The sequence below is a fragment of the Planctomicrobium mucosum genome (genome assembly GCF_051466335.1).
Lineage (GTDB): Bacteria > Planctomycetota > Planctomycetia > Planctomycetales > Planctomycetaceae > Planctomicrobium.
Genome location: NZ_CP195793.1, coordinates 2,625,217 through 2,638,574, shown reverse-complemented (window position 1 = coordinate 2,638,574; position 13,358 = coordinate 2,625,217). Strand labels below are relative to the sequence as shown.

Below are 13,358 nucleotides of genomic sequence, written 5' to 3'. Positions count from 1 at the left end.
TCCATCGATGTCCATCACACGCTGCGAACAACACTGTTCACCCGATTGCCATCGCGGGGATTCAGCTCAATAAATAACACAGGTGACATGATTTGTCCGAAACAGGAATGACGGGAGCGTCAGATGGAAATTCAGGGAAGAATTGCGATCGTCACCGGGGGCGCCAACGGGATCGGCAAAGAGATTTGCCGGGCGTTTTCCAAAGCGGGCGCCAAGCACATCATCGTCGCCGATCTGGATGAAGCAGGGGCACAAGCTGTCGCTGCCGAGATCAACGGAACGCCCTTTCGCTGTGATGTCTCGCACGAACCAGACATCCAGAAGCTCGTCACTTTCGCCGAAGAGCAACTTGGCGGACTCGACATTTTCGTTTCCAACGCCGGGATCACAACCAAGGGTGGCCCAGAAGTCTCAGACGCAGAGTGGTTGCGAAACTGGAACGTCAATGTGATGGCTCACGTTTACGCTTCGCGGGCCGCACTTCCCAAAATGCTGGAGCGAGAAAGCGGCTACTTCGTACAGGTCGCTTCCGCCGCCGGAATTCTCACAGAGATTGGCTCCGCCCCGTATTCTGTCACAAAGCATGGAACAGTGGCCTTCGCGGAATGGCTCTCTGTTCATTATCAGAAGAAGGGGATTCGAGTTTCGTGCGTCTGCCCAGCGGGCGTCGCGACAGACTTCCTCGACTTGAGCGATCCTGTTCACCAACTTTTGCACATGAACGCGGTGACACCGGAACATGTCGCCAACGTGATCGTGCAGGGGATTCACGATGAGCAGTTTCTCCTACTGCCTCATCCAGAAATTGGTGAGTTCTTTGCTTTCAAGACGCAAGACTATGATCGCTGGCTGAAGCAGTTTGCCCGCATTAACGAGAAGATTGAAAAGAAGCTGAAGAAGCTCAAGGAATCGCAAAGCTGAACTCTCGAATTCGTATTCGATTCAATGACAGAGGCTGCCTTCGAACGGCAGCCTCTTTTTATTCGCAGTCACGACTATGGCAAATTTCATCAGTCACTTCGCTGAGTAGCACGTTGACACCGCAGCCCCACCAAGGAACAGAAGCCCAGCCCACATAATGGGAGTCAATGCAACCAAATCAGGTCTATGAGTAACCGCCACGACTCCAATCACGAATGGGACCGTCGCGCATGAGAAAACTCCAGCTATCCCAAAGAGATCACTGGAGTTGGCCAGCGTTTTTCCTACTCGACATGCAGGTTAACAGTTACCTGAATCGCGATCGTCCACTGCTGAATCCTTTTCAAGGCAAAAAAAGAAACCGGCCTGTACACCCCAATTCGATGCGGTTTTAACCCAGAAATGAAAGAGCCAGTTAAACCGTCATCGTGATCAGCCCTAACGCAGCGCTCAATTGAATCTGGTTCTAACTTGCAGGGGAGTCTGGTCCCTTTGGCGACTCTGAGGACTTCTCTGCGGATTTCATTGTGAACTTCTTCTCTTCACCCTTCAACAGACGGACAATGTTTGATTGGTGTTTCAGGATGATCAGTAAAGGAATCGCGACGCTAAACGCACCGAGACTCCAAGCATCCGGCGTCCACAACTTCGATCCGAACAGCGAAAACTGAGCGACCGCAAATGCCACTGCTGCCACCATCGAGGAGAGAGAGACAATCCGCGATGCAGCGAACGCGAGGACAAACGATAGAAATGCGATTCCCATAGACGTAGGGGCGAGCACTCCGACAACACCTAACGCCGTTGCCACGCCCTTCCCCCCTTTGAACTGCAGGAAGAATGAGAACATATGCCCCAGAATCGCAGCCACCCCACAGAGGACTGCGGCGTGTGTTTTCAAATGCTCAGGCACATTCAGGAGAGCAGGGAGAAAAGCGACCGGTAATGCACCTTTTGCTGCGTCGAGGAGCAGGGCAGTGATGCCCCATTTTGCTCCCATTGTGCGTCCAACGTTGGTCGCTCCAACATTGCCGCTTCCACGAGTCCTGAGGTCAAACCCACCAAACACTCGAGCAATCAACAGGCAGAACGAAATCGATCCGATTAGAAACGATATCAATGCACAGAGAAATAGAATCAGCCCTGTCGGCATGAGCACCTGAACTCTTCAATTGTGGAAAACGGGACGCGCACCTGATTCACCGACACTCGAGAGATGAGTGCCCAGAATTTTACATGAACTCACTTCACCAATTCACTGACCACATATTCCACTTCCGCCAGTGATTCACACAGTAAATCTGGCTGATGGCTGCGAAGTTCGTCCATCGAAAAAATCCCTGTTCCGACAGCCAGCACTTTTGCGCCGATAGACCGTCCGCACCGGATATCTGCTGGAGTATCTCCAATCACCCACAACTTCTCTTTTTGAATCTCAAACTGCAAATGACGGGAAGCAGCCTCGTAAGCGAGTTGCGCAACTTCATCGCGATTGAAATGGGTATCGCCATATCCACCAAAATGGAAATGGTGATCGATGTCATAGTGCTGCAACTTCAATCGCGCACCGACCTCGAGATTGCCGGTCAGCAGTCCGAGTGCGACATCGTCCCGGGAACTCAGTGCATTCAGCACGTCGATAATCCCCGGCAGAACAACGCCATCCTTCGCCGAGAGAGAGGGGGGGAGATGCTTCAAATAGGCTTCGAGAAAGACCGCCCAGTTCTCATCGGTCACCGGAAGTCCGTGGTGATTGAAGAGGTCTGTCGTAATTGCCTTGTCGGTGCGACCCGCAGCAGGAATATCTCCATACGGTCCAGTGACCTGAAAGACATCCAGAAGCGCCTGCTCCATCGCCAGTTGCCCGGCGCCTCCGGAGTCGAGCAGTGTTCCATCGATATCAAACAGACAAACAGTTTTCATTGCGAACATCACTGGAACGAAAGAAATTGAAATCAACCAGTCGGGAGCGAATTCCACCCCTACTTCTATCGAGAAGATGGTAATGATTCCGCCGTGTTGCGGAAATGCAGCCTCATTTCGCGGCGTTCGATCGGAAAATCACCCGAATTAATGCAGAAACCCCTGCATCCGCGAGGGAGGCAGGGGTTCGAATTTCACGAACTTCCACTGATTAGTTCAGAGCGTCGATCTTCATTTCCGCTTTGAGAACCGTGTCAATTCGACTGACTGAGTCGAGCAAATGGGCACGAGTGTAGTCATCGACCACGAGGTTTTCAGTAGCTAGAAGAGCCTGAGCCTTGTTCTTCAGATCTTCCAGATGAATGCGGGTCAATGTGCGAGCATCCGCTGGGCTGGAAACTTGCTGCGAAACCAGCGAAGCAAGTCGACGAATCGCCTGCCGCTGGAGATTTCGACGGAAGCCCAGAATCAGCTGGTCACGGTTGTCGTATTTTTCCTTCTCTGGCTTCACAGCCCATTCGGAAAACACAGCATTGTTCAAAGCAGTCAGATGCTCAGCCAGTGTGTAGGCATCCTGGCCCGCTTCAACGCGGAATTCGTTTTCAAGAATTCGGTCCAAGACGATGCCGCTCAGCAGACGCCCGAGGATCGCATCCTGTTGCATCAGCGTTTCATCATGGACAGCAAAATCCTGACGGAAAGGACTCATCATTCCCCAGTGACTCCATCGGGAAACAGCCAGGTAGTTCAGGTCTTTCGATTGAACGGGTGGCGGAGCGAATGCTGATTCTGAAAGAATCTTCATCGCTTCCCGCTGCTTCGCAGGCTCAACAGGGACGAATGGAGCGCGAGCATCCTTATCCCCCTTGTGATCACGTGCGAGATAGACCCCGCCCGGGAACTGGGAAATTGTTCCGGCAGCTTTCCAATACTCGCCCATCAGCAGCCGAAACGCCTGACGTCCACGCTGGTATCCATCACCTTCTTTAACAACTCGATCAAGAACGCCAGGCAGGGATTTCGTAGTGACTTCCATCTGGCGTTTTGCGTATTCGAGTGGGTCTTTACCGAGGTCGAACCGAGCAGAATGTGGGTCTGGATCAACCCCACGGGTGTCTTCGTCGGTGGTGTAAGCCAATGCTGGCTCACCTGATCGCGAAGCAATCTTCTTCAGTTCCTGTGCTTCATTCGCAGAGAATGGTCGGTATCCATACTCGATCGCCCAGTAATCGTAGGGTCCGAGTGTTTGAGTGTAATAGAGACCTTGCTGAGCTTTATCCGGGTGGATATTGGGCGGTGTGTAGTCCATCACACTCGCAACGATTCCTTCAGCTCGGGACTTTTCTTTGTCCTGCATTTCTTCCAGCGATTTCCATGTGCTGGCTTTGAAATTGTGACGGAGCCCGAGGGTATGTCCCACTTCGTGCATCACAACTTCTTTGATTCCTTCGTGAACAAATTCCAGTGGGAGCTCGCCCCCTTTGGAGACATCGCTCGCTGCGAAAACGGCCGCTGCGAATCCGTTATATCGCTGCATTTCCTGACAATAGTTGCAGGACGCAGAATGACGATGCCCAAACGGAATCGATCCACGTCCCAGATCTTCCCGGAACAGGTCTGCTCCAGCCGGCTTTGGTTCTTCGCTTCGGTAAGTCTCCCAGCGTGAACTCCAGCTATCCAGAAATGATGCATCGAAGATGATGTCGGCATCGAGAATCTGACCGGTACGTGGGTCGATACGAGAAGGCCCCATCGCCATTCCCGCGTCAGCGGTAATCCAACGGAACGTGTTGTAATGAATGTTTTCTGGATCAAACGATGGATCTGCCGGCTGACGATTCACCTTGATCGCGCCCGAGAAACCGAGTTTCTCAAAGGCTTTATTCCACTCCAGAATCCCCGCCTCGACTGTGGGTCGAAGAAAGACCGGAACGGTGTTCTCGATGTAGAAGACAATCTGCTCTTTTGGAATGCTGATCTCGAGCTCTGGATCGAGTTTCTGCAAATTCCAACGGTTCACATAGCGAACAAAGTGATCGGGATCGTCTCGATCCGAGAAATCTTTGACGGCGGTCAGGAAGTAACCGACACGATCATCGGCGACGCGCGGCTTGAATCCATTGCTTCCGACAGGGGGAAGTACGCTGACGCTGTAATGAACGCCTACCTGAACTCCGCGTGAGTTCGGTACGGTCTCGATGTGGGAACTGCCGCTGTAAACAGCGTTGATCTGCAACTCAAGATTTTCGGAAAATGCCTTCAAGGACGAGACAGTGGAACGATCTCCGGCGAAGCGGAAGCCCGGCCCGATTTCCGGACCGATTTGCAGGTCGTCATTCATGAACACCTGAGTCATGTCGACCAGTGTTCCACCTGAGGGTGACTGAGTGAGAATCGGAAGGGAGTAGAGAATGCTGTCGCTGTAAGCAAGTTGAACAGCACTCGCTTCAGGGCTATTGGGCTTCGCGCGGAAGCGAACATTCCGCTGCAACACGAAGACTTTGTCTTCAGATTTTTTGAACGCCCAGATCGCGTCGTCACCAAATCCCCAAGACATTCCCCCCAGCACCTGCCCTTGGCTGATCCCGCGAGAGATCGATGGGACAATGAAATACTCTTTTTTCAGAGCATCGGCAGACAGCTCAATCAATATCTGCTGGTCGCCGTAATAGGCGGTCCACATTCCAGAGACTTTTTTCTTCTTCTCAATTAGCTGGTCAAACTTCGACTTCGCTGGAGTGCCTTCTTGTGCACTCACTGTCCCCGAAATCACCAGCACACTCAACATGAGTGCTGATACTACGAAACGCCGCATCATGTATAGAACTCCACCAGGAGAGTGATTGTAATTTCTCTAAACTACCAAATCTTCGCGATCAGAAGAACCGTTCCGTAAAAGCAACATTGATGAAATTTCGAAAGGAGTTCGGGCAAACACTGGACATGGAGGAACTATTTCGCGTGCGAGTTAATTTTAACAAAAGCACAACACTCAGCGACCAAAAGGTCTACGTATCTTCTACCGCTTCACATCCACCCAGGTTTCAGAACTTGCCTCGACAAGCTTCGTTTGCACAATCTCAGCCCAGTTACCACCACTCAATCGCTGTTTTCAGAACAAAAGCCGCTGACGGATTCGCAGAACGTCCTTCTGAAGATGGTCATTCACAGAGAATGCGAGTTCCACTCCGCAATTTGCCAAATGCGTTTCGAATCATTTAGACTGAGGCCACTTCGTGGGGGGCAATCAACCGCTTAATAAACGCGCCAACGAGGTAATTGTGAGGAGTCACCCGACGCGTCCATCGAATATTGAGTAAAAACCGGATTTTCCCAACGGACTGGTGGTCAAACTCAGCCATGACATGCGGAGAATTAACCGCAAAGTCGCTCCGGAACCCAACCCCTCGTTGCGAAATATCTCGAGTCACAACGATTTGAGGCTCTCCCTGAGAGACTATTTCACCGTTCTGATTCAATGTCATCGAACTGATATAGAATGGAATCAGAACCTGTTCCCGCGCCGCTTCGCGTCTGCTGCCGTAGACGGTGGAGCTGAGATCCTGACCTGTGAATTTCCGACAGCCTCGTCCATAGCCATCGCAAATCAGTGTGATTGCGTTCGAAATCTGCTCGACCAATTCCGAAGGAGGTGCTCCCCCCTCCGGCAACGCCTCATCACCAGATGAATTTGCCTCGTCGACTTCGAACGATTGTTCCAAACACTCTTCCATGTGCTTACATCCTTACTGGGCGGCCACGCACCTTTATTAACGGTACGTTCTATCCAGCCAAACTCCTGTCCAAGGGGCGAATCTTCGCAAAAGAAGTGAAGAAAGTTTTCCGTTCGTAGGGATACGTTTGCGAACGGCAACATGTCGTCTCGAATCAACACGGCCGTGGCAGCAATGGGCTCGTTTTCATGACAAACAGAAAAGTTTGACCAGATCCAAACCGATACTCCCGATACAGGTAGAATTTCCGGTAGGCGGACCGAAATATGCAGATCACCCATTCACTATCGTACGGTGTCCTGCTCCTAGCGATGACCGGGTGTCAGTGTTTTGGAGTAACTGAGCGTTTTCAGGACTCGATCGATCACGTCGCTGACCGGCGCCCCCATCTCGATCGATTCTATCGCCCCACTTGGGATCTCACCCGGATTGGGTATCCAGACTGGACAGCGTCTCGGATCAACAGTCGTCTGATCGAGGAACCCCATAACCGCGCGACGCGTCGCCAACCTGGGTACATCCACAACCCGATGTATGTTCCTCGCGATCGTTCCAATTTCGCCAGACCGGTCCCTGCAGAACCTCAAATCGCTCCGCGGCCAGACACCGGCGCAGACCCGAATGACACACTTGTCGTGCCGACTCAAATCAAGCCGATTGAGGATCCAACACAGTTGAACGAAGGGGCAAAACTCCCTCCGCTCCCAAGCGATCCAGCCGCCCCAACGGATCCGGTACCGCCCGAACTCGACATCGAATAATCGATTTCAACCGCCGATTGAGTGCATCGTGCGCACTGGCTGAACAAAATCTGGATGGTTGATATGATGGCCTGACCACTTCCGGGAGATTGCGTCGCGAACAACCTCCACAATGGCGGAATCACTTCCCCCGGAACGCATGAGATCTCGAATGTCGAACTCTTCGAGGCTAAACAGGCAGCTACGAAGTTTTCCATCCGCCGTCAGCCGAAAACGGTTACAGCGATCGCAGAATGGTTCACTCACTGACGGAATGAAGCCAATCTCCCCGAGTCCATCCTGAAAGCGAAACTCCGCTGCAGGTGCGACCGGATCGGAGGAGTTTACCGCGACTAATGGCTGGATTTCGCGAGTCAGAATCTCCTGAATTTCAGAGGCGAGCAAAACCTTCTCTCGCTCCCACCGGCTCTCTGCATCGAGCGGCATATACTCGATAAATCGGACCTGACACCCGGTCTCTCTCGCAAACCATCCGAATGGGACGATTTCAGTTTCGGTCATCCCGCGAATCGCAACAGCATTCAATTTGATTTTCCGAAACCCCACTTTTTGGGCAGCTTCGATCCCTTCCAGCACTCTCTCGTAACCATCTCGCCGCGTGATTTCCTTGAATTTCACTGGGTCGAGCGCATCCAAGCTGACGTTTAATCGACGCAGTCCCGCCTGATATAGCGATTCAGCCTGGTCGGCGAGAAGAATTCCATTGGTAGTCAAACCGATATCGACAACACCGTCGATGCGGGAAATGGACTCGACGAGAGAGGGGAGGTCTTTCCGGACCAGCGGCTCCCCGCCGGTCAAACGAATCTTGTTGACCCCGAGCGACACCATCAGCCGAACAAATCGCTCGATTTCATGGAAGTTCAACAGTTCCTGTCGTTCCATAAAATCGACAGGGCCGGCAGGCATACAGTAGAAGCAACGAATATTGCAGCGGTCAGTCACGCTGATTCTGAGATGCGTGTGGCGACGCGAGAAAGAATCCAGCAGCGGTAGAATGGGAGTGCTCATCATCGAGTGCTGACGTTCAATTCAAGCGAATCACAGAGAGCATGGGGATCCAGTGGCAATCAACGCTGAGTTGAAATTGACTCTGCTTGCAACGAGTTGCTGCCACCATTCGCCGCGGTCTCCCGGTAACAGAGTGACCAACCGATCAACAAAATGAATTCATCGCGTCCGTTCTGAACCAATCACCGAATCGAGGGGCGACGGCTCAATTTTCGCCACGTTTTACTGCACTGTCGTCAGCAAGTTTTTCGAGATGTTCCCAGGTGTATAGCCCGGTGTTATGACCATCATTCCACTGAATTTTCAGTGCATAGTTCCCGCTGAAGCTGACACCATCCGGGACCACGCTTTCCGGAATCGTATCTGGATTCAGCATTTTCTCACCAGTAAATTCGTTGACGCATGAAGCGCAGGGGCACTCGCATCGCACAAATTTAAATGGGTATCGCAATAGCGGGCCATTGCTCCATTGAATTTCAAAGTACCCGGCGTCACGAAGAGCACGAATTTTCGCTGGAGGGTGTGCCATCGGAGATTTAACTCAATTCATCAGACAGTCAAACAGGTGAAAACGGGAAAGGACACATGAGGTCTCATTTCCAGACGACATCCTATCAGTTTTCTGAGCCAGAAGCATCTGCCTCGGGTGGCACTGGAGACAAGACCCCGCGAGACTCTGGCGAATTTAGAAAACACAGCGAAACCCGATCAGTCCACGTCAGAACAAAAAATCTAAGTAACTGCTGCTTTCTCCCAAAGAATCCTCAAGTCCAATGGAACTCCGATACTCAAGATTGACCGACGAAGAATACCTCGTTAGGGTCACTTTCAGGGAATCGCTGCGATTACCGTCCGTTGGCAACTCATCGATGGTCGCCTGATGAGCAGTGAGGCCGTCCATTCACGCGAGACTAGTTCAAATCATACGGAAACAACAATTTACGGTCAGATTTTCAGACGCACCCAAGACCGAATCCATTCCAATTCCATTTGATCACGTTCCTGTTTGATATCAGCGAGAGTCTCGATCGAAATGTATCGTTTGCTAGGGAATCTTGTCAGTCGGTACCCGATTCAGTGGATTGCATTCTGGCTCATCATCACTGCGTTTGCCTACTCGATGGCTCCCACTCAGGAAGCGGTCTGGCAAGACGGTGAACTCGTTTTTCTCCCGAAAGATTCTCCCAGCGTCAAAGCGGTCGAGATCTACCGAAAAGCATTTCAGGACAGCCTCGCTGACCCTTCTGATACCGATTCGGTCGGAACGACGGTTCAGCAGGACCCGATGGCGAGCAATGTCGTCATCGTGCTGCAGCGACTGGATCGAGCCAGCGGACTGACCGAAGACGATATCGCATTCATCAACGAGTCCCTCGTTCCACGATTGGAACGCCTTCGCCTCACGACCCCTAAAGGGTACGACTGGACGATCGAACAAGAGCGCGAACTGAATGTCGAGATCCCGACAGACCAGCAAGTGATCAAATCGATCGTCTCACCGTCAGACGCGCGCATTGGCCCGTTGCTGACAAGTAAAAACCAGAAGGCGACGCTTGTTATTGTCGACCTGAAAACCGAGTTCCTGGAACGTCAAAACAGGCTGGTTGTTGGGCGAATCGAACAACTCGTCGACGACCCCGAGTTCCAGAAATTACGGCCGACTGGGCTTTCAATGGAGCTGAGCGGATCAGCCACTGTTGGCCGTGACATGTTGCGTGCGGAAGAAGAAAGTGCTGACCGCACAGAGGTTTTCACGAAGATTCTGGTCGTGGTTCTGTTGCTGGCAATTTATCGGGCTCCACTTCTTGCTCTGGTCCCACTGCTGACCGTGGGAGTAGCGGTTGAACTTGCAAAAAGCCTCCTGCGCATCATGGCGGGACAAGGCTGGATTGGGCTATTCAGCGGGCTGGACGTCTACGTCACCGTTGTCGCCTATGGAGCAGGGGTCGATTACTGCCTGTTCCTGATTGCTCGCTACAAAGAAGAACTCGACCACGGGAATCCGCATTCAGTGGCGATTGGACATTCGATCCACAGGGTCGGTTCCGCACTGGCTACCAGTGCTGGAACGAGCATCGTCGGAATCGCCATGATGATGTTTTCCCATTTCGGAAAGTTCCGCCAGGCAGGTTTCGCAATTTCATTTGCGTTGGCAGTCGCGCTCACCGTCTGCTTAACGTTCGCCCCCGCTGTCCTTCTGCTGTTCGGAAAATGGGCATTCTGGCCAGACGTGAAGAGTGCCGAATTTGGGCGAAAATCGGGCTGGCTCCCCAGTTCAACAATCTGGAACTGGCTACAGCAGCAGCGCCTGCTCGAACGTTTTTGGGAAACGATGGCCGACTTGCAGCGTCGTTTTCCGGGTCGAGTCTTTTTCCTCACGATTTTGATCATGATGCCGGCGGCCATCGTTGGAGCGTATTTCCATGATGATGTGAGTTACGGCCTGCTCTCCGATCTTCCGCAAAATGAGGCGTCAGTCGTTGGAGCCAAAGTCGTTCAGAATCACTATCCAGCGGGAATCACTGGACCGGACACCTTGTTCATCCACTTCCCGAAAGACGTGCTGGAAAACACCTTCGATGGACACGACCTGAGAAATCTCCCGACGTCTGAAAAGCTCAGTGCAGCGATCACCAGCAATTTGCTGGCGACTGAAATGCAGCAGGTCCGTACGTTCGATCGAACTTTTGCCCCCGCCGATGCGCCGATTGGAATCGCGGATATCCGCAGCCAGTTCTTCCCACTTGGAACCAATCCGAAAGCGCTTGAATACCTCGATGGTCTCAATACCGTCGCCAGTCGAGTTGCCAAGCGAAACTTCTCACACCAGACCTACACCAGCTGGCAAGGTCCGCTGGAAGGGGAAGTGATGAGGTTGGACGTCATCCTCAAAGATGACCCATTTTCACGCGACTCGCTGCAGACTCTGGAACGCCTGGAAAAAGCAGTTCGTGAGGCGATCGTTCTCCCGGAGTCGTCGGGCATTTCCCCCGAGCAACAAAAAATCCTGCGAGAATCAGCCGTTATCCACACTCTGGGAACGACTGCAGGCATCCGGGACATCAAGTCCGTCACAGATCACGACCGCGTTCTGATTTACATCCTTGTAACTCTCTCTGTGTACATCATTATCGTCCTGATGTTGCGGACGCCAGCGGTGTGTGCCTATCTGATTGTCACAGTGATCTTCAGCTACGTCGTTACAATGGGGGTGACGTACGTCGTCTTTTATCTCTGGAATCCGACCGTATTTCACGGGCTCGACTGGAAGGTCCCGATTTACCTGTTCACGATCCTTGTGGCGATCGGTGAAGATTACAACATTCTGCTAATGGCCCGCGTGACGGAAGAGCAGGAGACTCATGGACCTGTGGGCGGGGTGCTCCAAGCTCTCATGAAGACCGGAAGCATTATTTCCACATGCGGGATCATCATGGCTGGGTCGTTCGCCACCCTGATGGCAGGCTCATTGATGGGAATGGTCCAAATGGGGTTTGCACTCGCCTTCGGGGTCTTGCTCGACACCTTTGTGGTCCGCCCGATCCTTGTTCCGTCTTACCTCATCCTGCTTCATAGTGGACGCTTCGGCAGACTCGGACGACTCCTCGGTGCGCAATCGACGCGAACGGCAGATTGATCAAGCAGAAGGGGAGCGATTGATCTGCATCGCAATCGGGAAGCGATTCCCAATCTGCTGAAATCAGGACTCACGTCCTGCCAGCAGTCCCTATCCGAAACTCTTAGCGGAGAGGGCTCACGCCGGACAAACAAAACGAAAAAGGTCCGCACAATTTCCAGTGCGAACCTTCAACTCATTTTCGTCGATCAAGCGAAATTAGGACTAGGGAGCAGTCGCCCCTGGTCGCTGGGCCTGGAGATTTTGACGAACTGTGCCGTAGAAGACTTTCGGCTCGTCAATGATCCATGGAGTCGACCAGCTTTGTCCGTTATCTGCTGAACAGACATTGAAGAAGATCGTGTTGAATGTTGTTCCCCGGATGTTGTACGGGAGCGAAGAACGGATGTAGTCAGCTTGCGTGAGATCTTCGACGCCTGCGCGTGCATAGTAGTGGAGGCGTCCATCTGGAGTGACCGACATTCCGAGTGTCCACCAACCTGGCTCGTCGATGACCGGACCCTGCATTTCGTGTCCAAGCTCATTGGCTCGCAACAGGAGCATTGCGTATGCGTGCCCCTTCTTGTTCATCGGATCTTTTTCGGGAACGAAGTGAATAAAGAAGCCGGGATAATATGGCTCGATTTCGGTTACTTTATTCGGCCTGCCGCGTCCAAACAGGCGACGACTGACGCTCGGAGAGTCTTTTTCCATTGGTCCCTGAAGACCAACACGGTATCCGAATGAGACGCCGTTACGCTGTTCCCATTGGCTCCATTCCGGCAGATAGACGCGAACCGTTGTACTTGGAGACGAGGAAACATTCACCGGATGAGCCTTCATGATGAAGTCATCCTGAGCCTGATTCTGGTTTTCTTTTCGCAGGTTGTATCCCGGTGATCCAGGGATTCCAGAATCGCGAGTCCGCATGTAAAGGCAGCCCTTGCTTCCGGGGATTCCGCCAGCGGGAGTTTCTACCCATTTGATGGAGTCGGGCGAGCCGCGTTTTGGACTTTCAAACCACATGCCATTGCTGCTGAAGCCGAGCGGGTAACGTACCTGCTCATCTTCCTCTTTGCTGCTTTTGGGCAGATTGGCAGTGTAGGTGAATGTGGGATCTTCGAGATCATCCCCAATCAGAAACGTCCCTGAACCAGGCACGAACTGCGCATGAGTGACGGCTGGCAACAACAATACTGGTGTCGCCAATAACAAAATGCGGAAGCAATGATTCCAACACAGCATCGTATGGTATCCATCTTGGAGACATCCGAGCCAAAACACGGAGGAACACCAGTCCTTGGGCTCCTGGATCAGGTATCGGATTTTCTGTCTACGACGGTGATACCAACTCTCAGGAGTCCGGTTGTAGAGTATAGGGAAGTTGTACTA

At 52.4% G+C, this 13,358-nt stretch carries 10 protein-coding genes; 3 read left to right on the top strand and 7 right to left on the bottom strand.

Annotated features, from left to right (window positions below; all coding sequences use genetic code 11):
* Positions 1–123: 123 nt before the first annotated feature.
* Complete coding sequence (locus tag SH668x_RS10640) at positions 124–921, top strand: SDR family oxidoreductase (protein WP_437185038.1); 798 nt, start codon at positions 124–126, stop codon at positions 919–921.
* Between the two features lie 466 nt (positions 922–1,387).
* Here SH668x_RS10640 and plsY read toward each other — a convergent pair whose 3' ends face one another.
* From plsY to SH668x_RS10620, 4 genes are all read right to left on the bottom strand, one after another.
* Positions 1,388–2,074: a glycerol-3-phosphate 1-O-acyltransferase PlsY gene (plsY, locus tag SH668x_RS10635; RefSeq protein ID WP_437185037.1), complete on the bottom strand. Its 687-nt coding sequence runs from the start codon at positions 2,072–2,074 to the stop codon at positions 1,388–1,390.
* Positions 2,075–2,163: 89 nt separating this feature from the next.
* Positions 2,164–2,844 (bottom strand): HAD family hydrolase, encoded by a 681-nt coding sequence (locus SH668x_RS10630; RefSeq protein WP_437185036.1) that lies wholly within the window; start codon positions 2,842–2,844, stop codon positions 2,164–2,166.
* A 211-nt stretch (positions 2,845–3,055) separates the two neighbouring features.
* A complete protein-coding gene (locus SH668x_RS10625; protein ID WP_437185035.1) occupies positions 3,056–5,662 on the bottom strand; it encodes a zinc-dependent metalloprotease in 2,607 nt (868 codons plus the stop codon).
* Between the two features lie 400 nt (positions 5,663–6,062).
* Complete coding sequence (locus tag SH668x_RS10620) at positions 6,063–6,578, bottom strand: hypothetical protein (RefSeq protein ID WP_437185034.1); 516 nt, start codon at positions 6,576–6,578, stop codon at positions 6,063–6,065.
* Positions 6,579–6,844: 266 nt separating this feature from the next.
* Between SH668x_RS10620 and SH668x_RS10615 the strand changes: the two genes are divergently transcribed.
* Entirely contained in the window at positions 6,845–7,339 is a 495-nt protein-coding gene (locus tag SH668x_RS10615; RefSeq protein WP_437185033.1) for a hypothetical protein, read from the top strand.
* Positions 7,340–7,345: 6 nt separating this feature from the next.
* Here SH668x_RS10615 and moaA read toward each other — a convergent pair whose 3' ends face one another.
* Both moaA and SH668x_RS10605 read right to left on the bottom strand, forming a co-directional pair.
* Positions 7,346–8,353: a GTP 3',8-cyclase MoaA gene (gene moaA / locus SH668x_RS10610; protein WP_437185032.1), complete on the bottom strand. Its 1,008-nt coding sequence runs from the start codon at positions 8,351–8,353 to the stop codon at positions 7,346–7,348.
* A 202-nt stretch (positions 8,354–8,555) separates the two neighbouring features.
* Complete coding sequence (locus SH668x_RS10605; protein ID WP_437185031.1) at positions 8,556–8,879, bottom strand: DUF971 domain-containing protein; 324 nt, start codon at positions 8,877–8,879, stop codon at positions 8,556–8,558.
* A gap of 504 nt (positions 8,880–9,383) precedes the next feature.
* Between SH668x_RS10605 and SH668x_RS10600 the strand changes: the two genes are divergently transcribed.
* Positions 9,384–11,987: an MMPL family transporter gene (locus SH668x_RS10600; protein ID WP_437185030.1), complete on the top strand. Its 2,604-nt coding sequence runs from the start codon at positions 9,384–9,386 to the stop codon at positions 11,985–11,987.
* Positions 11,988–12,191: 204 nt separating this feature from the next.
* Here the strand turns inward: SH668x_RS10600 and SH668x_RS10595 are convergent, their stop codons facing one another.
* Positions 12,192–13,211, bottom strand: coding sequence for a hypothetical protein (locus SH668x_RS10595; protein ID WP_437185029.1), 1,020 nt, complete (start codon positions 13,209–13,211; stop codon positions 12,192–12,194).
* Between the last annotated feature and the right edge of the window lie 147 nt (positions 13,212–13,358).

Coding starts and splice junctions, on each gene's coding strand:
- SH668x_RS10630 (WP_437185036.1), bottom strand. CDS start 2,844: ATGAAAACTGTTTGTCTGTTTGATATCGATGGAACACTGCTCGACTCC.
- SH668x_RS10615 (WP_437185033.1), top strand. CDS start 6,845: ATGCAGATCACCCATTCACTATCGTACGGTGTCCTGCTCCTAGCGATG.
- SH668x_RS10625 (WP_437185035.1), bottom strand. CDS start 5,662: ATGATGCGGCGTTTCGTAGTATCAGCACTCATGTTGAGTGTGCTGGTG.
- SH668x_RS10600 (WP_437185030.1), top strand. CDS start 9,384: ATGTATCGTTTGCTAGGGAATCTTGTCAGTCGGTACCCGATTCAGTGG.
- SH668x_RS10605 (WP_437185031.1), bottom strand. CDS start 8,879: ATGGCACACCCTCCAGCGAAAATTCGTGCTCTTCGTGACGCCGGGTAC.
- SH668x_RS10640 (WP_437185038.1), top strand. CDS start 124: ATGGAAATTCAGGGAAGAATTGCGATCGTCACCGGGGGCGCCAACGGG.
- SH668x_RS10595 (WP_437185029.1), bottom strand. CDS start 13,211: ATGCTGTGTTGGAATCATTGCTTCCGCATTTTGTTATTGGCGACACCA.
- SH668x_RS10620 (WP_437185034.1), bottom strand. CDS start 6,578: ATGGAAGAGTGTTTGGAACAATCGTTCGAAGTCGACGAGGCAAATTCA.
- plsY (WP_437185037.1), bottom strand. CDS start 2,074: ATGCCGACAGGGCTGATTCTATTTCTCTGTGCATTGATATCGTTTCTA.
- moaA (WP_437185032.1), bottom strand. CDS start 8,353: ATGATGAGCACTCCCATTCTACCGCTGCTGGATTCTTTCTCGCGTCGC.